Genomic DNA, 20181 nt, shown 5'->3' with positions numbered 1-20181 from the left:
GCACCGGATGTGAGACACCGAAGGGGTGTTATCCCTCCGGATCGTACGCCCGGTCGATGGGAGTCCAGGAATCGTATCCGATCGACGTGGAAGCCATCCGGGCCGATTTCCCGATCCTCGACCGGTCCGTCGGGGGCGACGTGGAGACGCCCGGCGAGGGACCCGACGACGACACGCCGCTGTACTATCTCGACAACGCCGCGACGAGTCAGACGCCGGATCAGGTGGTCGACACCATCGCCGACTACTACCGCGGCTACAACGCCAACGTCCACCGAGGGATCCACCAGTTGAGTCAGGAGGCCAGCGTGGCCTACGAGGAGGCCCACGACACGGTGGCCGACTTCGTCGGTGCCGACGGCCGCGAGGAGATCGTCTTCACGAAGAACACGACCGAGGCGGAGAACCTCGTCGCCTACGCGTGGGGACTGGCCGAACTCGGCCCCGGGGACTCCGTGGTCCTCTCGGAGATGGAACACCACGCGTCGCTGGTGACGTGGCAACAGATTGCCAAGCGAACGGGCGCGGAGGTGCGGTACGTCCGCGTCGACGACGACGGCTATCTGGATATGGACCACGCCGCGGACCTGATCGACGACACCACGGAGATGGTGTCGGTCGTCCACGTCTCGAACACGCTCGGGACGGTCGTCCCCGTGGCTGAACTGGCGGACGTGGCCCACGACCACGACGCGCTGATCTTCGTCGACGGCGCCCAGTCGGCGCCCACCCGACCGGTCGACGTGAAGGCGATGGACGCCGACTTCTTCGCCTTCTCCGGCCACAAGATGTGTGGCCCGACCGGCATCGGCGCGCTCTACGGCAAGGAGTCGATTCTGGAGGAGATGCAACCATACCTCTACGGCGGCGACATGATCCGCCGGGTGACCTACGAGGACGCGACGTGGGAGGACCTGCCCTGGAAGTTCGAGGCGGGCACCCCCTCCATCGCACAGGGCGTCGCCTTCGCGGCCGCCGTCGACTATCTCGAGGATATCGGGATGGAGGCGGTCCAGGCCCACGAGGAACTGCTGGCCGAGTACGCCTACGACCGCCTGACCGAGTTCGACGACGTGGAAATCTACGGCCCGCCCGGCGACGACCGCGGCGGCCTCGTCGCGTTCAACGTCGACGGTGTCCACGCCCACGACCTCTCCAGCATCGTCAACGACTACGGCGTGGCGATCCGGGCCGGCGACCACTGCACCCAGCCCCTCCACGACAAACTCGGTATCGCCGCCTCCGCGCGGGCCTCCTTCTACGTCTACAACACCCGCGAGGAGATCGATCGGCTGGTCGAGGCCGTCGCCGAGGCTCGCGACCTGTTCGCGTGACGCAGCCTCGGTTTTTCCGCGACGTCACCACGTTCGAGCCGCTAGCTACGCGATAGCGTCGAAAGAAAGTGGGGGTCGAGCCGTCGGACGGTGCGGTGCAGCGGTGGGCCGGAGTGGATGGGGCGCGCGCCTACCTCACATCGCGCCGCCCATGCCACCCATGCCGCCCATGCCGCCCATGCCGCCGCCCATGCCGCCGCCGCCGGGGCCGCCGGGGGCGTCGTCGCCGTCGTCGTCGCTGCCGCCGCCCTTGAGGTCGCCGGCCGCGATGACGTCGTCGATGCGGAGGATCATGACGGCCGCCTCGGTGGCGGACTCGATGGCCTGGGTTTTGACGCGGAGGGGTTCGACGACGCCCTCCTCCTCCATGTCGATGATGTCGCCCGTGTAGGCGTCCAGACCGGCCGAGAGGTCGCCACCGTCGTGCTGGGCCCGAAGATCGACCAGCGAGTCGATGGGGTCGAGACCGGCGTTCTCGGCGAGGGTGCGCGGGATGACGTCGAGCGCCTCGGCGAAGGCCTCGACGGCGAGCTGTTCGCGGCCACCCACGGAGTCGGCGTGGTCACGGAGGCCGAGGGCGAGTTCCGCCTCGGGCGCACCGCCCCCGGGCAGGACCTTGCCCTCCTCCAGGGTCGTGCGGACGACGCCGAGCGAGTCCTCGACCGCACGCTCGACCTCGTCGACGACGTGTTCGGTGCCGCCGCGGAGGACGAGCGTGACGGACTTGGCGTCGGGAGTGTCCTCGACGAAGATGCGCTCGTCGCCGCCGATGTCCTTCTGGGCGACCGACCCGGCGAAGCCGAGGTCGTCCTCGGTCAGGTCGTCGACGGAGCCGACGACCGTGCCGCCGGTCGAGCGGGCGAGACTGGAGAGGTCGCTGTCCTTCGCGCGACGGACGGCGAGGATGCCCTCCTGGGCCAGGTAGTGCTGGGCCATGTCGTCGATGCCGCTGCCGACGAAGACGGCGTCGGCGCCGACTTCCTTCAGGTGGTCGACCATCTCGCGCAGCTGTTTCTCCTCTTGGTCGAGGAACTGCTGGAGCTGGTCAGGGTCGGTGACGTTGACCTCGGCGTCGATCTCGGTCTCCTTGACTTCGAGGTCGCCGTCGACCAGCGCGACGTCGGCGTCCTCGACGGCGTAGGGCATGCTGTCGCTGACGCGTTCCTTGTCGACGATGACGCCCTCGATGAGCTCGGAGTTGCCGATGGCGCCGCCGACGACCTTCTCGACGGAGACGTTGTCGGTGTCGACCCCGTCGTCGTCGCGAACGGCGAGGACGGCGTCGACCACCAAGTCCGCGAGCTGGTCTTTCGCGCTCTCGGCGCCCTTGCCCGTCATCGCCGTGGAGGCGATCTTGACGAGCGTCTCGCGGTCGTCAGCCGAGACGTCGATGGCGTTCTCTTCGAGGATCTCCTTTGCCTTCTCCGCGGCCCGGCGGTACCCCTGGGCCAGCGTCGTCGGGTGGATGTCCTGGTCGATGAGCTCCTCGGCCTCGTCGAGGAGTTCGCCCGCGATGACGACTGCCGTCGTGGTGCCGTCGCCGACCTCGTCCTCCTGAGTTTCGGAGACCTCGACGATCATGTTCGCGGCGGGGTGGTCGATGTCCATCTCCTTCAGGATCGTGACGCCGTCGTTCGTGACGACGACGCTCCCGCCGGAGTCGACGAGCATCTTGTCCATCCCTTTCGGACCGAGTGTGGTCCGTACGGACTCCGCGACGGCCTTGCCGGCCGTGATGTTCATCGACTGAGCGTCCTTCCCCTGGGTGCGCTGGGAATCCTCGCCGAGAATGATCATCGGCTGTCCTTGCTGCATTCGCTGAGACATAATCAACCTTTGATTGATTGTGATTCTATAAAATAGTTTCGATCCGTCGTGTGCCACACCGTGTCGCAGTCACGTGATTATCGGAATCGACCGGTCGCGAGAGGGTGGGGGAATATCGTTACACGTTACCGTGGATCGGGGAGTCGACGACGAACGGGGCGACCGGCGTCGTCGGCTACAGTTCGACGCCGCGGGTGAGTTCGTTGTGCTTGCGTTCGAGGTAGCCGTAGACCGCACCGTGGGGGGCACCGTCGAGCAGCATCTCGGCGGCCCGGCGGACGGCCTGGACCTCCTCGGGTTGACCGATGATGCCGAGGGTAGTGCCGTAGATGACCACCTCGGCGCCGGTGAGTTCCTCCATCAACTCCCGCGTGCGCCCGTTCTCGCCGATGAGCCGTCCCTTCTGTCGCTGGAGGTCGTTCTTGTTCCGCGTGGCCTCTTCGATGTCGATCAGATCGAACATCCGCATCTCGTCGTCGAGGAGAGACAGCGCCGCGTCGGGCTTGAATCCGCGACCGATGGCCCGGACGATGTCGGGTGCGACCATGGCCGTGACGGGGTCGCCGGTGGCGTCGATGGCGACGCTCCCGCTCTCGGAGTCGATGTCGAGGCGGACCTCGGCGCGGTCCTCGATCTCGCGCATGGTCTCGCCGCCTTCGCCGATGAGGACGCCGAGGCGGTCCTGCGGGACCTTTACGTGTTGCATGTCGCCCGATACCGGACGGAGCCGTTTAAGCGTTCTCGCTCGGGAATTACGGCTCCGGTTCGGCCTCGGTGACGAACTCGTGGAGGGCCGCGGGATCGACGTCGATCCCCTGTCGAGTGAAAAACGATGCCACGTTCCGGCAGTCCCGGGCGAGAAAATCCTCGGCGTTCGGATGGTGAACCGTCACGGCCTGCCCGAGATCGATGACGACCAACTCGCCGTCGTGGATGATGAGGTTGTACTCCGAGAGGTCGCCGTGGACGAGGCCGGCGCCGTGGAGCCGTCGCATGTACTCCCGGACCACTTCGAACGCCGTCTCGGGGTTCTCGACGTCCACCTCGGCCAGTCGCCGGGCGCGGTCCTCGACCAGCCCCACCAGTTCCATCACCAACACGTTGCGCTCGACCGCGATGGGGTCGGGCACTCGCACCCCGGCCGCCCTGGCCCGGCGCAGGTTCGCGAACTCTTTTTTCGTCCACGCGAGGACGACCTTCTTCTTGTCGGAGCCGATACCCTCGAAGCGCGGGTCGCCCTCGAGATACGCCCGCATCTCTTGGAAGTTCGAGGCGTTGATCCGGTAGATCTTCACCGCCACGTCGATATCGTTTCCGCCGAGCGCCTCGTAGACGTTTGCCTCCTTGCCCGTCGAGATGGGGCCACCGAACGCCGCGATGTGGCCGTCCTGGACGAGTTTGTAGATGGCCGCGAAGGTGGCGTCGTCGAACACCGACTGTTCCACCTTGAACTGGTCGGCGTCTTTCAGCCGCTTACGGAACTCGGCGAACTCGCGGTCCCGCTTTCTGGCGATGCGGTCCGCCTCGGTGTCGGAGACGTCGATCTCCTCCCACTCGTCGCCGAAGTCCTCGCCCTCGCCCTCCTCGGGGGCGAGCAAGCCGTACTCCTCGCGGTCACTCATTCACCCGACGTACGTCGTCACGCCGTAAAAGTCTCCGCTACTCGATGTGCCCTTCGCGCCGCAACTGGTCCGCCTCCGACTTCTCGTAGCGCCACGAGATGTCGGCCTTCTCGTCTTGCCAGTCCCACGGTTCGACGAGTACGACGTCGTCCTCGCGGATCCAGATGCGCTTTTGCATCCGGCCGGGGATGCGGGCCGTTCGCTCCACCCCGTCCGCACAGCGTACCTTCACCCGGTTGGCCCCGAGCATGTTCGTTACGACGGCGAACACCTCGTCGTCGTCGGGCATTCGAAGGTCCTTGCGCCCGCCGTTTTCGTTCTCGCTCATGCGCGGCAATTCACGGCGGCGAGTGTTAAACCCGCCGACGTATCGTCGACCCGGCCGCTAGCCGCCGATCAGGCGTCCGACGCGGCGTCCTGCAGTTGGCGCCGCCCGGGCGCGATGAGTTCGTCGAGGTACGTCGCCAGCGCCCCCTTCGCGTCCGCAGGGTGGAGGTCCCCCGACTCCAGGTCCGCCGCCAGCGACTCGTAGTCGTCGTACTCCAGGTCGCCGCCGTACTGCTCCGGCCGCTCGACCACCACCGTCTCGTACCGCGGAAAGACGTGGTACTCGAAGATCTGCAGGACGGGATTCTCGCGCTCGCGCCCCTCGGCGTCGGGGGCCGGATCCCGGGTGGGTGGACAGAACGCGTCGTTGACCTTCGCCTCGATGTCTTCGGGTGCGTCCTCCATCGAGATGGAGACGCCCTCGCTCGCGGACATCTTCCCCACGCCGGTTTCGAGGTCGGCGATCAGCGGCGTGTGGAGGCAGGTAGGCGACGCCTCGCCGATCTTCGGCAAGGTGTCCCGCGCGAGCATGTGGACCTTGCGCTGTTCCATCCCCCCGATTGCGAGGTCGACGTCGAGATAGACGATGTCGAGCGCCTGCATCAGGGGGTAGACGGCCTGGGACACCGTCACGGCGTCGCCGCTTTTGATCTCGGCCATCGCCCGTTCGGCCCGCGAGATGGTCGTCTCCAGTTCCAAGGCGTGGAGGTCCAGTACGTACTCGCGGTCGAACTGGAACTCGGAACCGTAGACGAACTCCGTCCGCTCCTCGTCGAGGCCGTAGGCGAGAAACTGGGCTTTCATGCGCTCGGCCGTCTCCCGAATCTCCTCGAAGGTGCCCTTGTCGTTGAGGTAGGCGTGGACGTCCGCGAGCAGGACGGTGACCTCGAAGCCGGCGTCCTGCAGGTCCATCAGCTTCGTCGCGGTGAGCATGTGACCGATGTGCAACACGCCCGATGGCTCGTACCCGACGTACGCGCGTTTGCCCTCGGGCGCTTCGGCCAGCGCCTGCCCCTCGGCTTCGGTGACCACCTCGGTCGCGTTCCGGGTGATCCGCTCGTAGACGTCCATATCGGATACGAGCGGGAGCGGGAAAATATGACTTCCCCTTACGAGCCGGGCAAGATGTCACCGAGCGCCGCGCCGACGCTCATCGGGACGAACGCCACGACGACGTTGGCAAAGGCGAGCGTCGGGTCCGCCCAGTCGACCCGCCCCCACCCTGTCAGCAGGACGACCGCCATCACGAGGGAGACGCCGGTCACGCCGACGAGGCGTCGCGGGATCAGCCCGAATATCGGCTTGTGGACGCGGACGTCCTGAAAGTCGGCGACGTAGATGATACCGACGGCGAGGCCGATGCCGAACAGGATCGTCCCGCCGAGGTGGAACGGGCGGGAGACGAGAAACTCACCGACCTCCTGGGTTCCGCCCTCGACGGCCATCGGGACGCCAAACAGGAAGCTCCCGAGGAACGCCTCCGCGAGGTCGGCACGATCGTACCCTCGAATCACGCGGCCGAAGGGGCTCGCTGCGGCACTCGCGCTCGCCGACATGGCCACGCGCATCGTCTCCCGGACCTGTTCGCGGGCCGCCGGCGTGTCCACGAGGTCCTCCAGTTCCTCGAGTTCGTCGAAGAGGTCACCCATGTCCGTCGGATCGTCGTCTTCGGGCCCCGTCCCGGAGGTGTTCCCGCTCATGTCACCTACGTCTCGACGGAGGATGAAAGCCGTGGGGGGTCGGGAGGGCTGGCGATCGGTCAGCCCGTCTCGGCAACGGTTGTCAGCACACGCTCGAATCGCTCTCGAACGTCGGCGGCGACGTCGTCGAGCGCCGGATTCTCGGCCACCGCAAGCAGCCGTTCCGGATCGACGGCACGCACGGTGACGGTCCTCTCGTCCGTCTCGTCGACAACGACGTTACAGGGGAGCAGCGCCCCCAACTCGGGCTCCGCGCCCAACGCCTCCCGTGCCAATCGCGGGTTGCAGGCGCCGAGGATACGGTACCGTCGGAAATCCTCGTCGAGCTTCGCCGCGAACGTCCCCTGCACGTCGATATCACAGAGGACACCGAATCCCTCCGCTTCGAGTGCGTCGACCGTCGTGGCGACGACGGCGTCGAACTCCCCGTCCACCTGCTTGTTCAGTGTATAGGACACACCGTGCAATACTATCGGCACGGGTATAGGAGTTGCGACACGATCGTCGCTCACACGAGGGCTGGGCTTCGGCGGTGCGGGCGGCACGGAGACGGCGGTTCGGACGGCCGAACGGGCCGGTCAGTCCCCGCTCTCGGCGCGGTGTTCGCTGATGATCTGGTCGACCATCTCCGACTTTCGCTCCTTGGATCGCTGGTCTGCACGACGCTCCCAGTCCTCGATGGCCGCCTCGACTTCGCTCTCGCGGGCGACCGCGAGTTCGTCGATCTCCTGAATGGTCACGTCGTCGGCGGGGGTGACGGGGACGTCGGCCTCGAAGAGGACCTCGTCGGCGACGTCGGAGAGGTTGCCGTCCCGGAGGACGATTCGCGGCTCGGTCGTCACCAGGCGCTCGGCGGTCGATCGTCCGGCGCCGCTGGCGTCGCGGAGGTAGACCACGTCGCCCGCCGCGAGGCCGTACGCTTCGTCCGCGGCGTCGACGGCGTCGCGGGTGAACTGCTCGATCACCTTCACGGGGACGAGGTCCTTCCCCTCGGAGACGTCGGCGAAGTCGGAGTGATCGAGCTTCCAGAGCGTCTTCAGCCGTTCGAGCTTCGATTCGAGTTCGTCGGCGCGCTCGCGTTGTTGGTCGCGCTCGCGCTCCAGCCGCTCGGTCTCGCGTTCCAGCCGGTTCACCTCGCGGCGCTCGCGGGCCTCGCGGCGCTCCTCGCGGCGGGCCTCGGAGAGTTCCGCCTCGTACTCGGCGATGCGTTCCTCCTTCTCGTCGAGGCGGGTGCGGAGGTCGTCGACGGTCCCCTCCAGCCGATCGACCTGCCGTTCGAGGCGCTTGATGCGGCGCTCCTCGGCGGAGAGTTCGCGGGGTTCGTGGCTCGATTCCTCCTCGTCGGACTCGTCGTCGTCCGCGAGGTCACGGAGGACCGCCTCGACCGACGCCTCGCCGGTGACGACCCGCTCGATGACTTCGCCGCGGTCGAACCGCGGTGGCACCTTCCGGGTGATGCGCTCGAACTGGTCCGCGTAGGCGTCGAAGGCAAAGAGGGCGGCCGCCATCGCGTCGCGCTCGTGGTCGTTGTCGTAGGCGTGCTCGCGGGTACGGTGGAGCTTCTCGTCGACCGGCAGATCCGAGTCCGGCTCCCAGCCCGCGGCGTCGAAGCTACGGCGGAACTTCTCGACCGTCTCGGGCATCGGCTCCACGTCGGCGGCGACGACGACGGGGCGGCCACGTTCGACCAACCACTCGATGACGCCGGCCGTGTCGGCAGTCCGGGTGGAGTAGACGTCGAGCACCTCACCGTCGAGGGAGACGACGGCCGCCGCCGTCGTGGTGCCGGGATCGATGCCGACCAGCACGCGGTCCCGCCGTTTCACCAGCGGTTCGAACTCGATCCCGTCGCGGCGCTCACGCTCGATCTCGACGCGGGTGTCGCCCGAGCGGGACTGTCCCATCGGGATGTCGTCGGGCGCCGCCTCCACCGTGAAGGTGGCGTTGGCGAAGCCGCCGTACTTCTCGGTCACCTCGCGCTCGTACGACAGGTTTGCCGAATCCAGCGCCTCGGCCACCTCCCGGGCGCGCTTTTTGACGTTCCCGTGGATACGCCGGGTGTAGCGGTCCTGACTCCACCCGCCCTTGCCCGTCGAGCGACCGCGCGACACCTTCACCGTCGTCGTGTCGGTGAAAGCCGTCACCTCGTGGCCCACGTTGGCGGCGGCCAGTCGGGCCGCGGCCTCGGCCTCCTGCATCGGTTTCTTGCCGTACGGGACGCCGTGGCGCGAGGCGACCCGAGAGAGCGGTTCCGGCCGCTCCGCCCCGGTCACCTGCACCAGTCGCGTCCCGTCGGGGAGCCACCGGAGAAAGCGCACGAGGTCGTCGCGGTCGGTCGCGAGTTCGTAGACGTTGTCCGTGGCGACGATGGCCGGCTCCTCGCGCTCGATCAGCCGCCGGAGTTTGCGGAAGGACACCACGTCCCGGTCGAGGTTCTCGCCGTCGTAGGCGACCGTTGCGTAGGAGGGAGCGTCCCCGCGGACGTCGCCGCTCTGTACGTCGACGCCGAACACCAGCGCGTCGAGCGCACTCGTCCGGGCGTTCACGGAACGGGCTAAGGAGCCCCCGAATAAATACTCCACGGCGAGAGCGAGGCCGAGCGACCGACGGGAGCGAGGCCTCGGATCGAGCGGGCCGCAGGCCCGCGAGAACGACGAGCGCGAGAGCGCAGGGACCGCAGGGACCGATCCCTCGAACGCGGCGTGCCGGGCGGCAGCGCCTCACTCGGCGTCCGGGAAGGGGACATCGACGGTCTGCCCGTCGCTCGCGACGAAGCACTCGCCGTCGAAGACCGCCCGCGCCTCCCGTTCGAGCTCCTCCCACCGGGCGGCGTACCGCGAGGAGATGTGTGTCAGCGCGAGGCGAGCGACGCCGGCCCGGGCGGCCACCTCCGCGGCTTCCCGGGCGGTGGAGTGACCGGTGCGGCGGGCGCGTTCGGCCTCGTCGTCGGCGAACGTCGCGTCGTGGATCAGCAGGTCGGCGTCCCGAGCGACGTCGACCACGGCGTCGACCGGTCGGGTGTCGCCGGTGTACACCAGCGTCCGGCCGGGGCGGGGGGGACCGACGACCTGCTCCGACCGGACGATGCGCCCGTCGTCGAGTTCGACGGACTCGCCCTCGTGGAGACGGCCGAACTTCGGGCCGACCGGCACGCCGAGTTCCTCCGCGCGTTCCCGGTCGAAGCGGCCGGGGCGGTCGTCCTCGACCAAGGCGTAGCCCATCGACCGGGTGCGGTGGTCGGTCTCGACGGTACGGACGGCGAAGTCCGCGGCGTCGTAGGCGACCGATCCCGGCGAGACCTCGTGGATCCGAACGGGGTAGCCGGGGCGGTGACCGCCAGCGTGGACCAGCGTCTCGATCTCATCCCGGGAGCCGGCCGGGACGTGGATCGCCAGCGGGGCCGTGCGGTCGTTGAAATCGAGCGACTGGACCAGCCCCGGAATTCCGAGGATGTGGTCCCCGTGGAGATGCGTGACGAAGATGTGGGAGACGTCGAAGCCGGTCCCGAAGCGCATCATCTGGCGCTGTGTCCCCTCGCCGCAGTCGAACAGGAACCGCTCGCCCTCGCGGTTCACCAGGACGGCGCTCGGCGCCCGCTGGGTCGTCGGGACGGCCCCGCTGGTGCCGAGAAACGTCACGCGCATCGACATACCGTCGACTGCGGGCGGCGGCGATAAACCCGTGTCGATGCGCGGCCGCGAGCGGCGAACCCGGAGGAGTGCGAAGACGAGCGCGACCCCGAGACAGAGGGATTCTTACCCGTCGGTCGACTAGGGAGCGGCGATGGACGCCCCGCTCTGGACGGACACCCACGCGCCGAGCCTCGACGACTTGCCCCAGTCGTCGGTCCGCGACCGCCTCCGGCGGGCGGTCGACGAACCGATGAACCTCGTCGTGCAGGGGCCACCGGGATCGGGCAAGACCGCCGCCGTGCGCGCCCTCGCGGACGCGGCCCACGAGGATCCGGTGAACGACCTCGTGGAGCTCAACGTCGCGGACTTCTTCGATCGCACCAAAAAGGAGATCCGGACGGACCCACGCTTCGAGAGCTTCCTCACCGGTCGCTCCCGCATGGCGAAACGCGACATGATCAACCGCGTGCTGAAGGAGTCGGCGAGCTACGCCCCGATGTCGGGCGACTACAAGACGATCGTCCTCGACAACGCCGAGGCGATCCGCGAGGACTTCCAACAGGCGCTCCGTCGGGTGATGGAGCAGTACCACCGCACCACTCAGTTCGTGATCGTCACGCGCCAGCCCTCGACGCTCATCGCGCCCGTCCGCTCGCGATGTTTCCCGGTCCCCGTTCGGGCACCGACGGCCGACGAGATCGAATCCGTCGTCGGAGAGATCCTGGACGCCGAAGAGGTCCCGTACGACGACGACGGCCTGGAGTTCGTGGCCGGCTACGCCGGGGGCGACCTCCGGCGGGCGATCCTCGGCGCACAGACGACCGCCGAGCGGGCCGACGAGGTGACGATGACGACGGTCCACGAGACGCTGAGCGACGTGGGGTACGACGACGAACTGGCGTCGATCCTAGCGGCGGCGGAGGCGGGCGACCTGACCGACGCCCGCAAGACCGTCGGAACGCTGCTGGACGACGAAGGGTACGACGGCCAATCCCTGCTCGTGGACCTGCTGTCGACCGCACGCAAGCGATACGACGGCGACGAACTCGCACGCCTCCACCGCCTCGCCGGCGAGGTGGACCTGGATCTGGTGACCGGAACGGACGACCGCCTCCACCTCGCGCACCTGCTGGCGACGTGGGGGGCCCGAACCGAGGGGCACGCGTGAACCTGGCGCCCGGCGCCCGGCAGTACGCCCTGCCGCCGCTCGTCGCCGCGATTCCGCTGGCCGTCGTCTCGCCGCCGCTCGGTGCGCTCGCGCTCGCACTCGGCGGTTTCGTCGTCCACTTCTTCCGCGATCCAGAGCGATCGCCGCCGCCACGGGGCGTCGTCTCCCCCGCCGACGGCCGCGTCTCCGTCGTCCGCGAGGAGGGCGATCGCCTCCGGATCGGCGTGTTCATGAACGTCACCGACGTGCACGTCCTCCGGGCGCCCCGGGCGGGCGACGTCCAGTCGACGACACACCGGCCGGGTGCCCACCGCCCCGCCTTCAGCAAGGATTCGGACCGCAACGAACGCGTGGACGTGGCCTTCGACACCTACGAGTGCTCGATGATCGCTGGCTGGTTCGCCCGCCGCATCTACCCCTACGTCTCGACGGGCGACTCGGTGGCCCGCGGCGATCGGATCGGCCACATCGCCTTCGGTAGTAGGGCCGACGTCCTCCTCCCGGCGGCCTACGACCGGGACGACCTGCTCGTCGCCGAGGGCGACACCGTTCGGGCCGGCGAGACAGCGGTCGCGCTTCGGGCGGAAAGCGGTGGGGTCGCCGGGGACGGGGCAGACGCCGATCCCGGGGCGGCCTGACCGCGACACCCTCACCGGAGCAGGTGGACGTGTCGCGTGAGCGAGCGGTGGACCCGCCGCTCGAACGTCGCCTCGACGCGCCACCCCGTCTCGGACGCCGCCGTCCGCCACGAGCGGTCGCCGACGACGACCGCCCGGGGAGCCACGCGGCGGGCCTCGGCGAGCGCACCCGCCACGAGGTCCGCGAGCGAGTGGCGTTCGATCTTCGACTGCCGCCCGTAGGGCGCGTCGAAGACGACGCCGTCGACGACGTCGTCGCCGAGGGGGAGACGGGTCGCATCGCCGCGCAGGACGGCCGCGCCGTCGTCGAGGTACGCCCGGCAGTTCTCGCGGGCCCCCCGGACCATCTTCCGTTGGGCGTCGGCGCCGACCGGCCGAGCGCCGATGAGGCCCGCCTCGATCAGGGTGCCGCCGGTGCCACACATCGGATCGAGCAGTGTGTCGCCGGGGGCGACACCCGTGAGGTTGACCAGGGCTCGGGCGTCGAGCGGGGCCATGCTCCCAGGCTGGAAGAAGGGGCGGTCGGTGGGGAGGCGGTCACCGTAGTCGCGGACGCTCTCGGCGACGAGCCACCCGATCAGGCAGGAGCCGTCGGCGAAACACGCCCGGAGTTCGTGGTCGGGGTCGTCGAGATCGACGGAAAAGCCGCGGTCGACGAGCGCCGCGCCCAGTTCCCGTTCGGCGCGGCGGGTGTCGACCCCCGCCGTGCCGCGGACGTCGCGGGCGCGGACGGCGACGCTGCCCGAACGGTCCATCGTCGACGCCTCGACCAGTGCCCGGGCGTCGTCGACACTCGCCGCGGAACGACCGATCAGGTGGCTGGCGCGATGGGTGTAGGCGAGCGTCCGAAGGCGAGAAACGTCGACGCCGCGTGCCGTCGCGAGGCCGGACGCGACGACGTCGACGCCCGTCGCCGCACACGCGGCTTCCCGGGCCGCGAAGGCGTCGTCCTCGCCCGCGAGTTCGAGACCGTACACGCTCTCTTGTCGGCGGGCCGGCGCCATGAGGATACCGGAGCCCGGCCGATCGTTCGTCGACCTGACCTATCAACTGCTCGCACCAACCTTTTTGAACCTTAAATACGACACTTAAGTCGATACATGACCGATCCCAAGGAGACGATAAACATCGAGAACGTGGTGGCCTCGACCGGCATCGGACAGGAACTCGACCTCCAGAGCGTCGCGATGGACCTCGAAGGGGCCGACTACGACCCCGAACAGTTTCCCGGTCTGGTCTACCGGACACAGAATCCGAAGTCCGCGGCGCTGATCTTTCGGTCGGGCAAGATCGTCTGTACCGGTGCGAAGTCGACCGCGGACGTCCACGAGAGCCTACACATCGTCTTCGACAAACTCCGTGACCTGCGCATCGAGGTCGACGAAGACCCCGACATCGTCGTCCAGAACATCGTCACGAGCGCGGACCTGGGCCGCAACCTCAACCTGAACGCCATCGCCATCGGTCTCGGCCTCGAGAACATCGAGTACGAACCCGAGCAGTTCCCCGGACTGGTCTACCGCCTCGACGACCCCGACGTGGTCGCGCTTCTCTTTGGCTCCGGCAAACTCGTCATCACGGGCGGCAAACAGCCCGAAGACGCCGAGGAAGCCGTCGACGTCATCGTCTCCAGACTCGAAGAACTCGGGCTACTGGAATAGCTCGACAGACCGATGGTCCCCCTGCAGACGGGTGTCGGCTCGGCTCCGGCCGTCGCCGTCGCCGGCACCGTCGCGGTGTTCGCGCTGTTCCTGTCGCTGACCGCGCATCTGGCCGCCCGAAACGTCCTCGGCGACGTCCCGGTCAGGAACGCCTTCCTCGTCGGTCCAGTGCCCGCCGCCGTCGCCGTCGTCGCGGCGGCGCTCGAACTGCCCTCCATCCCCGCAGTGCTTCTCGCGCTCGCCCTCGATGCCGCGCTCGTCCGGTACGTCTACGACCTCGACCGCCGGCTGACCGGCGCCGTCACCGCGATACACGCCGTCGTCAGCGTCATCCTCGGGAGCGTCATCTTCAGCCTCTACGTGCTCGTCCGGTCGGCGCCCGGGTGATCGTCACGCCACGCCCCTACGAGCGCCCTGGCGCTCCGGAACGTGAGCGCCCCGAGTACGCAGGCGACGCCGAGGCCGACGCTCACCGTCGCCGCCTCGACGTCGCCGAGGAGGAGACTCGTCCCGTAGGCGGTCAGACCGAGGACGGCCCCGGCCGAGAGGAGCGAGTCGACCGCGTCGAGCGGCGAATCGAGCGCCGGAAGCAGGTCTGTGGCGGTGGGGGAGCTCATAGTGTGTGCTTCGGTCTCATCCAACACATAATTTACGTATATATTCATTATGTTTTCCGTCCTAAATATTAGGATAGGAGAAACGATCGACGACAACCGATATACCGGCTCGCACTGGAGGTGTATCCGATGGGCCCACGGACGCTCCTGTGGAACGAGACCGAGCGTCGACCCCGGGCGCCCCTCCGGGTCGTCCTGCTGGTGGTGGTTACCGCCCTCCCCGCGGTCGGGACGAGCCTCGGCGCGAGCGGCATCGTTGGAGGGGTCCGGGCGCCGCTCGAGGCGGCGTTCGGCGAAGCAGCCGCGACGGCGGTCGGCGCCGTCCTCGGCGTGGCCCTCGCGGGCGGGACGGTCTCGCTGTCGGTCCTCATCGCCGGACGGTACGTCGACCGGCGTCGGCTTCGCGACTTCGGCTTCCGACTGAATCGGGCGTGGTGGCTCGACTGCGGCTTCGGACTCGCCCTCGGTGCCGGCCTGATGACGCTGCTCTTTCTCGGCTACCTCGCCGCCGGGTGGGTGGAGATCACGGGGACGTTCCGGCCACGGGACGGGGTCGTCGTCCGCTTGCTCGCCCTCGTCGGTGTCTTCCTCGTCGTCGGCGTCTACGAGGAACTGCTCGCACGGGGGTACCTCCTCACGAACGCCGCGGAGGGGCTGGTCGGGTGGGTCGGCCGTCGGGGTGCGGTGGTGGCTGCCACCGCTCTGTCGTCGCTCGTCTTCGGGCTCGCCCACGCCAACAACCCGAACGCCACGACGACGAGCACCGTCGCCATCGTGCTCGCTGGTGTGATGCTGGCCGCGGGCTACGTCCTGACGGGCGAACTCGCCGTGCCGATCGGCCTGCATATCACCTGGAACCTGTTTCAGGGCGGCGTCTACGGCTTCCCCGTCTCCGGACTGGGGGTCGGCGCGAGCGTCATCGTCGTCGAGACGACCGGGCCGCGACTCCTCACGGGCGGCGAATTCGGACCGGAGGCGGGACTGCTCGGGGTCGGCGCGATGGCGCTCGGCACGGCCGCCATCGCCCTCTGGGCGCGGTGGCGGACGGGGACCCTCGCGATCGCCGCGTCGGTGACGACGCCCGACCTGCGGTCGACGCGAGCGGACGACGAGGACGAGGGGGACGCCGATCCCGACCCCGATCGCTGGGAGCCGGCCCCGGTCGAGCGGGACTAGCTCACTCGACCAGTCGCTCGATCTCGGTGACGAGGATGTCGCTCGCGCCCATCGCCTTGAGGTCGTTGATGACGCCGAAGACGGCGCGTTCCGCGACGACGGCGTGGACGGCGACGTCGTCGCTGCCCGCGACGTCCATGACCGTGGGGCCCCCCATGCCCGGCAACACGTCGCGCACGTCGTCCAGACGGTCCTCGGGGACGTTCAACATGAGGTAGCGGCGATCCTCGGCCGCGAGGACCGACTCGAAGGCGGTCACGAGTTGCTGGACCTTCCGGTCGTCGGCGACGTCGGGATGAGCGAACAGGCGCACCGAACTCGACAGCACCTCCTCGACCTCGGCGAGGCGGTTCATCCTGAGGGTCGTCCCGGTCGAGGTGATGTCGACGATGGCGTCGGCCACGTCGACGTGGGGGGTGAGTTCCGTCGCGCCGGTGACCTCGACCACGTCGGCGTCGACGCCGCGGTCGGCGAAGAAATCGCGGGTGATGCGCGGGAACTCGGTGGCGACGGTCCCCCCGTCGAGGTCGGCGACGGTCGCGATGTCGCCGTCCTCGGGCGCCGCGACGACGAGCCGACACCGGCCGAACTCCAGATCGAGGAGGTCGACCAGATCGTATCCCGACTCCCGTGCCTGATCGAGGCCGGTGATGCCGACGGCCGCGGCGCCGTCCGCGACGTATCCGGGGATGTCGGCGGCGCGGGCGAAGAGGACGGTCACGTCGGGGTCGACCGTGTCCGCGTAGAGTTTCCGGTCCGCGCCGCCTTCGAGGTGCAGGCCGGCGCGTTCGAGCAGCTCGATCGACGGGTCGTGCAGGCGGCCCTTGTTGGGGACGGCGATGCGCATTACGTGGCACCTCTCGCCGACGGGGCAATTGCCTTTCGGGGGCGAACGCGAGGCCGAGCGACCGGAGGGAGCGAGGCCTCGTGGCGGAGCGGGGAGGAACGACCCGCGGAGCGCGGTGCGGAACGTGACCGGGAGCGCCCGCCTCACCCCGATCGCAGCGCCTCGACGACCCGTTCGGTCGACGGCGGCGTCGCCCGCGCCCGCGCCGCCACCGTGAGATACGTCGCGGCGTCGTTGCGGAGCCACGACGCACGGACGCCGTCCGAGACGTCCCGCAGTTCCTCGTCGGTCCACGCCAACTGGTCGGCCAGGTCGGCCGTCGAGTGTCGCGTCAGGGCCGGGTGGACGGGCGACGCCTCGGCGGCGCGCAGCGCCTCGACGGCGGCCGTCCGCATCGCCGCCACGTCCTCGACCGACTCGACGGCGAACGTCTCGCCCTCGCGCACCCGCTCGCGGAGCGACCCGAAGGCGTCCAGACTGACGAAGGAGGCGTGTGCCCAGGTCAGCGCTTCGGCGGGCGTCGTGTCGGCCCAGCCGTCGTCGTCGTCCGCCGGATCGACCGGCCGGAAGAGTTCCTCCAGCGCCTCGGCGGCTGGCGTGTCCTCGACGTCGACCCCCTCGACGCGCCAGGGCTCCTCCCGATCGACGGACGACAGGGCGGCCTGTTCGTCCTCGAAGGCGTCGTGGAGTCGCCGACGGGCGTTCCCCATCCGCCGCCGCAGGTCGACCGGGTCGTCGATCGACGCCGTCAGTCGGTCGTAGAGATGTGCCGCGTCCTCGACGGCGGCGCGTGCGCGCTCGATCTCCTCGGCGATCTCGCCGACGCCGAGCGGGTTGCCGGGGCGGTATCGGTGCGGTTCGCCGATGGCGATGTCGCTCCGCCCGGCAGCGACGCGGGTCTCGATGGCGGCGTGGACGAGCGTCGCGTCCACGGGGTCGGCGCCGACGTACCGCCACCGCTCCCGGAGCGCCCGCCGGTCCGCGCGGACCGCCTCGGCCGCGTCGGCGAGGGCCTCGCGGGTCAGTCCCGCGTCGATGGCGCGCCACGCGCCGGCGGCGAAGCGCGCCTCTGCCCGGGCGTCGGCGAACGCCGCCAGCCGCGCGAAGGGCGTCGGTGCCTCGGTGGCCGTCGCGAGGCCCTCGGCGGCGCGGTCGCGGGCGTGGCGCACCCGCTCCCGGATCGCTCCGTTGGGGATCTCCGCGGGACCGAGGGTGGCGGGCACGGCGTCCAACAGGGTCCGCGCCCGGGCCTCGCTCGCCGCGAGGTGATCGTCGGCGATCCGGACGGGGAGACGCCGGGAGAGCGCCGGGGCGGGCGAGGCGTCGTCGACCATCCCCCGAAGCGTGGCGGCGTCGAGTTGCACTTCGTCCGACCCGGCGGAGAGGGGGTTCCCACCGCTACAGCCGGCGAGTGCGCCGAGAAGCGCCAGCGTCCCGCGGCGGGTCCACCCGCGGGTCATGGGTCGGCACCGCCGGTCCCGTCGGAGGCGTTCCGACGCCGTCGGATCCGTTCGTTCTCCCGCTCGCAGGTGCCGGAGCCGTAGCTCGACCCGTAGCCGTTGACGTCGCTCGGGTCGAACGCCTCGGGAATGCGGATCAGCGTCGCGATCACGTCCTCGGCGTCGGCCTCGCAGGCCACGTCGGCGTCGCGGTAGCGGCGGGTGTAGCTCGTATCGACGTCGTCCGTAGACCACCGGATCGAACAGAGGTCCGGCGCGAAACACTCCTCGATGCGCCACTGTTCGGCGTAGACGGTGGCGGCGCCGTAGTCGGTGGCGTCGAGGAACTCGCGGGCGCCCTCGACGCCGTCGACGTCGGCGAAGGAGACGGTCGCCGCCTCGTCGGCGCTCGTGACGAACAGGTGGTGGCGGTACTGTGTTCGCTCCTCGCCGTCGGCGGTCGTCGGCCGATCGCCGGTCCAGAGGGTGGGGCGGGGGGCGGGGTTCCGGATACTGTACGACTCGGGGTTCAACTCGACGTTGCCGCTGGTGTCGGGCGGGGAACTCGAACTCGACGACGACTCGCCGGAACAGCCGGCGAAGCCGGCGACGACCGCGACGGCGCCGTGGAGGGCGCGTCTGCGCGTGATGGAGGGCATCGTCGCCACTCCCGGATCGAGGGTCATATGTCTTTCCGCCGAACCCAGATACCTTTTCCCGAGCGGGGGCGAGGGGGAGGTATGCAGACGCTTGCGATCCGCGACGGGCGCATCCTCCATCCCGACATGACGGTCGCCGAGGCGGACGTGCTCGTAGACCGGGCGGCCGGCGAGATCGTCGAGATCGGGGCCGGCCTCGACGGCGACGAGGAACTCGACGCGTCGGACGGCCTCGTGATCCCGGGACTGGTGAACGCCCACACCCACGTCGCCATGACGCTCCTGCGGGGCCACGCCGACGACAAGCCCCTCGATACGTGGCTTCGGGAGGACATCTGGCCCGTCGAGGCGGCGCTCGAACCCGCGGATATCGAGGCCGGCGCCGCGCTCGGCGTTCTGGAGATGATCCGGTCGGGGACGACCACCTTCGCGGACATGTACTTCGAGATCGACCGCACGGCCGACGTGGTCGAGCGGGCGGGGTTGCGGGCCGTCCTCGGGCACGGCGCCATCGCGGCCGGGAAAGCGGCGGCGGAGGCCCGCGACGACGTCGAGGAGAGTATCGCGATGGCCCGGGAACTCGACGGCGCCGCAGACGGGCGAATCTCGACGGCGGTGATGCCCCACAGCCTCACCACCGTCACGCCCGAGTTGCTGGAACTCGCAGCCGAGGGGGCGGCCGACGCCGGCGTGCCGGTCCACTACCACGCCAACGAGACGGTCGACGAGGTCGACCCCATCGTCGCGGAGCGGGGACAGCGACCGCTGGAGTGGGCGCAGGACCTCGGGCTCTGCGACGACTCGGCCTTCCTCGCTCACGGCGTCCATCTCGACGACGCGGAGATGGCCCTGCTCGCGGAGACGGGAACGGGTGTCGTCCACTGTCCGGCCTCGAACATGAAGCTCGCCTCGGGGATGGCGCCGGTACAGCGACTGCTGGACGCCGGCGTCTCGGTAGGCCTCGGCACGGACGGCGCCGCCTCGAACAACGACCTCGACCTCTTCGACGAGCTGCGCGACGCCGCCATGCTCGGCAAACTCGCGGCCGACGACGCGAGCGCCGTCGCTGCCCCCGACGCCGTCCGGATGGCGACCGCGGGCGGCGCCTCGGTGTTGGGGCTCGACGCGGGACGGATCGAGCCCGGCGCGGCGGCGGACCTCGCGGTGCTCGATCTGGACCTCCCCCATCTGACGCCCCGGCACGACCTCGTGAGCCACCTGGCCTACGCGGCCAAAGGGTCGGACGTACGCCACACGGTCTGTGACGGGACGGTACTGATGCGCGACCGCGAGGTGTTGACGCTCGACGAGGCGGCGGTGATGGAGCGAGCCGAAAAGCGGGCCCGCGGGTTGCTGAAGCGGGCGGGCGTCCGGGACGAGACGGCCTGACTCCCACGATCGAACGTCGGCGGCGTCAGTCGGTCTCGGCCGCGGGCAGTCGTATCGTCGCCGTGGAGCGGACGTCCGCCCCTCGGTCGAAACCCACGCCACCCGCGGGGGGTTGCGAACGAGGATGAAAGAGGTTCGTACCGAC

Annotated in this window: 21 protein-coding genes; 7 read left to right on the top strand and 14 right to left on the bottom strand. The window is 69.4% G+C overall.

All coding sequences use genetic code 11. From position 1 onward, the window contains the following. Positions 1-56 precede the first annotated feature (56 nt). Positions 57-1334 carry a bifunctional cysteine desulfurase/selenocysteine lyase SufS gene (sufS, locus tag NBT82_RS09290; RefSeq protein ID WP_251331242.1) on the top strand — a complete coding sequence of 426 codons (1278 nt, stop codon included), beginning with the start codon at positions 57-59 and terminating at the stop codon, positions 1332-1334. Positions 1335-1469: 135 nt separating this feature from the next. Here sufS and thsA read toward each other — a convergent pair whose 3' ends face one another. From thsA to rnz, 9 genes are all read right to left on the bottom strand, one after another. Then, a complete protein-coding gene (gene thsA, locus NBT82_RS09285; RefSeq protein ID WP_251331272.1) occupies positions 1470-3131 on the bottom strand; it encodes a thermosome subunit alpha in 1662 nt (553 codons plus the stop codon). A gap of 205 nt (positions 3132-3336) precedes the next feature. Next, positions 3337-3867, bottom strand: a complete 531-nt coding sequence (locus tag NBT82_RS09280) for a KH domain-containing protein (protein WP_251331241.1) — start codon at positions 3865-3867, stop codon at positions 3337-3339. Between the two features lie 46 nt (positions 3868-3913). Beyond that, positions 3914-4783 carry a serine/threonine-protein kinase Rio1 gene (gene rio1 / locus NBT82_RS09275; RefSeq protein ID WP_251331240.1) on the bottom strand — a complete coding sequence of 290 codons (870 nt, stop codon included), beginning with the start codon at positions 4781-4783 and terminating at the stop codon, positions 3914-3916. Positions 4784-4820: 37 nt separating this feature from the next. After that, positions 4821-5111: a translation initiation factor eIF-1A gene (gene eif1A, locus NBT82_RS09270; protein ID WP_251331239.1), complete on the bottom strand. Its 291-nt coding sequence runs from the start codon at positions 5109-5111 to the stop codon at positions 4821-4823. Between the two features lie 68 nt (positions 5112-5179). Next, positions 5180-6181: a tyrosine--tRNA ligase gene (locus NBT82_RS09265; protein WP_251331238.1), complete on the bottom strand. Its 1002-nt coding sequence runs from the start codon at positions 6179-6181 to the stop codon at positions 5180-5182. 38 nt (positions 6182-6219) lie between these two features. Next, positions 6220-6810, bottom strand: coding sequence for a DUF2391 family protein (locus NBT82_RS09260; protein WP_251331237.1), 591 nt, complete (start codon positions 6808-6810; stop codon positions 6220-6222). Between the two features lie 59 nt (positions 6811-6869). Further along, complete coding sequence (locus NBT82_RS09255; protein ID WP_251331236.1) at positions 6870-7268, bottom strand: DUF302 domain-containing protein; 399 nt, start codon at positions 7266-7268, stop codon at positions 6870-6872. Positions 7269-7388: 120 nt separating this feature from the next. After that, positions 7389-9356 (bottom strand): DUF460 domain-containing protein, encoded by a 1968-nt coding sequence (locus NBT82_RS09250; protein WP_251331235.1) that lies wholly within the window; start codon positions 9354-9356, stop codon positions 7389-7391. A gap of 174 nt (positions 9357-9530) precedes the next feature. Continuing rightward, complete coding sequence (gene rnz, locus NBT82_RS09245) at positions 9531-10454, bottom strand: ribonuclease Z (RefSeq protein ID WP_251331271.1); 924 nt, start codon at positions 10452-10454, stop codon at positions 9531-9533. Between the two features lie 139 nt (positions 10455-10593). Here rnz and NBT82_RS09240 point away from each other — a divergent pair, with 139 nt between their 5' ends. Continuing rightward, positions 10594-11610, top strand: a complete 1017-nt coding sequence (locus NBT82_RS09240; protein ID WP_251331234.1) for an AAA family ATPase — start codon at positions 10594-10596, stop codon at positions 11608-11610. Then, on the top strand, positions 11607-12248 hold the full coding sequence (locus NBT82_RS09235; protein WP_251331233.1) for a protein sorting system archaetidylserine decarboxylase: 642 nt from the start codon (positions 11607-11609) through the stop codon (positions 12246-12248). The genes NBT82_RS09240 and NBT82_RS09235 overlap by 4 nt, the downstream gene beginning before the upstream one ends. Positions 12249-12259: 11 nt before the next feature. Here the strand turns inward: NBT82_RS09235 and NBT82_RS09230 are convergent, their stop codons facing one another. After that, entirely contained in the window at positions 12260-13252 is a 993-nt protein-coding gene (locus tag NBT82_RS09230) for a methyltransferase domain-containing protein (protein WP_251331232.1), read from the bottom strand. 96 nt (positions 13253-13348) lie between these two features. Between NBT82_RS09230 and NBT82_RS09225 the strand changes: the two genes are divergently transcribed. Beyond that, entirely contained in the window at positions 13349-13909 is a 561-nt protein-coding gene (locus NBT82_RS09225; RefSeq protein ID WP_251331231.1) for a TATA-box-binding protein, read from the top strand. Between the two features lie 12 nt (positions 13910-13921). After that, positions 13922-14296, top strand: a complete 375-nt coding sequence (locus NBT82_RS09220; protein ID WP_251331230.1) for a DUF7473 family protein — start codon at positions 13922-13924, stop codon at positions 14294-14296. On the opposite strand, the gene NBT82_RS09215 is transcribed toward NBT82_RS09220, so the two are convergent. After that, complete coding sequence (locus tag NBT82_RS09215; protein ID WP_251331229.1) at positions 14266-14526, bottom strand: hypothetical protein; 261 nt, start codon at positions 14524-14526, stop codon at positions 14266-14268. The genes NBT82_RS09220 and NBT82_RS09215 overlap by 31 nt on opposite strands. A gap of 129 nt (positions 14527-14655) precedes the next feature. On the opposite strand from NBT82_RS09215, the gene NBT82_RS09210 reads away from it, so the two are divergent. Beyond that, positions 14656-15702: a CPBP family intramembrane glutamic endopeptidase gene (locus tag NBT82_RS09210; protein WP_251331228.1), complete on the top strand. Its 1047-nt coding sequence runs from the start codon at positions 14656-14658 to the stop codon at positions 15700-15702. 1 nt (position 15703) lies between these two features. Here the strand turns inward: NBT82_RS09210 and hisG are convergent, their stop codons facing one another. The 3 genes from hisG to NBT82_RS09195 all read right to left on the bottom strand — a co-directional run bounded on the left by hisG (position 15704) and on the right by NBT82_RS09195 (position 18647). After that, positions 15704-16549: an ATP phosphoribosyltransferase gene (gene hisG, locus NBT82_RS09205; protein WP_251331227.1), complete on the bottom strand. Its 846-nt coding sequence runs from the start codon at positions 16547-16549 to the stop codon at positions 15704-15706. Between the two features lie 143 nt (positions 16550-16692). Continuing rightward, positions 16693-18009: a hypothetical protein gene (locus NBT82_RS09200; RefSeq protein WP_251331226.1), complete on the bottom strand. Its 1317-nt coding sequence runs from the start codon at positions 18007-18009 to the stop codon at positions 16693-16695. Beyond that, positions 18006-18647 carry a hypothetical protein gene (locus tag NBT82_RS09195; protein ID WP_251331225.1) on the bottom strand — a complete coding sequence of 214 codons (642 nt, stop codon included), beginning with the start codon at positions 18645-18647 and terminating at the stop codon, positions 18006-18008. Before NBT82_RS09195 ends, NBT82_RS09200 begins: the two co-directional genes overlap by 4 nt. A gap of 81 nt (positions 18648-18728) precedes the next feature. Between NBT82_RS09195 and NBT82_RS09190 the strand changes: the two genes are divergently transcribed. Next, positions 18729-20036: an amidohydrolase gene (locus NBT82_RS09190; protein ID WP_251331224.1), complete on the top strand. Its 1308-nt coding sequence runs from the start codon at positions 18729-18731 to the stop codon at positions 20034-20036. Positions 20037-20181 lie beyond the last annotated feature (145 nt).

Origin of the sequence: Haloplanus sp. HW8-1, assembly GCF_023703795.1 — an archaeon.
Classification (GTDB): Archaea; Halobacteriota; Halobacteria; order Halobacteriales; family Haloferacaceae; genus Haloplanus; species Haloplanus pelagicus.
This window is presented reverse-complemented; position numbering and strand designations above follow the sequence as displayed.

Excerpts from the sequence above, each read along its gene's own strand:
- NBT82_RS09280 (WP_251331241.1), bottom strand. The coding sequence starts at position 3,867 with ATGCAACACGTAAAGGTCCCGCAGGACCGCCTCGGCGTCCTCATCGGC.
- NBT82_RS09190 (WP_251331224.1), top strand. The coding sequence starts at position 18,729 with ATGCAGACGCTTGCGATCCGCGACGGGCGCATCCTCCATCCCGACATG.
- NBT82_RS09195 (WP_251331225.1), bottom strand. The coding sequence starts at position 18,647 with ATGCCCTCCATCACGCGCAGACGCGCCCTCCACGGCGCCGTCGCGGTC.
- eif1A (WP_251331239.1), bottom strand. The coding sequence starts at position 5,111 with ATGAGCGAGAACGAAAACGGCGGGCGCAAGGACCTTCGAATGCCCGAC.
- sufS (WP_251331242.1), top strand. The coding sequence starts at position 57 with ATGGGAGTCCAGGAATCGTATCCGATCGACGTGGAAGCCATCCGGGCC.
- NBT82_RS09220 (WP_251331230.1), top strand. The coding sequence starts at position 13,922 with ATGGTCCCCCTGCAGACGGGTGTCGGCTCGGCTCCGGCCGTCGCCGTC.
- NBT82_RS09200 (WP_251331226.1), bottom strand. The coding sequence starts at position 18,009 with ATGACCCGCGGGTGGACCCGCCGCGGGACGCTGGCGCTTCTCGGCGCA.
- NBT82_RS09215 (WP_251331229.1), bottom strand. The coding sequence starts at position 14,526 with ATGAGCTCCCCCACCGCCACAGACCTGCTTCCGGCGCTCGATTCGCCG.
- rio1 (WP_251331240.1), bottom strand. The coding sequence starts at position 4,783 with ATGAGTGACCGCGAGGAGTACGGCTTGCTCGCCCCCGAGGAGGGCGAG.
- NBT82_RS09240 (WP_251331234.1), top strand. The coding sequence starts at position 10,594 with ATGGACGCCCCGCTCTGGACGGACACCCACGCGCCGAGCCTCGACGAC.
- NBT82_RS09225 (WP_251331231.1), top strand. The coding sequence starts at position 13,349 with ATGACCGATCCCAAGGAGACGATAAACATCGAGAACGTGGTGGCCTCG.
- NBT82_RS09265 (WP_251331238.1), bottom strand. The coding sequence starts at position 6,181 with ATGGACGTCTACGAGCGGATCACCCGGAACGCGACCGAGGTGGTCACC.
- hisG (WP_251331227.1), bottom strand. The coding sequence starts at position 16,549 with ATGCGCATCGCCGTCCCCAACAAGGGCCGCCTGCACGACCCGTCGATC.
- NBT82_RS09230 (WP_251331232.1), bottom strand. The coding sequence starts at position 13,252 with ATGGCGCCGGCCCGCCGACAAGAGAGCGTGTACGGTCTCGAACTCGCG.
- thsA (WP_251331272.1), bottom strand. The coding sequence starts at position 3,131 with ATGATCATTCTCGGCGAGGATTCCCAGCGCACCCAGGGGAAGGACGCT.
- rnz (WP_251331271.1), bottom strand. The coding sequence starts at position 10,454 with ATGCGCGTGACGTTTCTCGGCACCAGCGGGGCCGTCCCGACGACCCAG.
- NBT82_RS09210 (WP_251331228.1), top strand. The coding sequence starts at position 14,656 with ATGGGCCCACGGACGCTCCTGTGGAACGAGACCGAGCGTCGACCCCGG.
- NBT82_RS09260 (WP_251331237.1), bottom strand. The coding sequence starts at position 6,810 with ATGAGCGGGAACACCTCCGGGACGGGGCCCGAAGACGACGATCCGACG.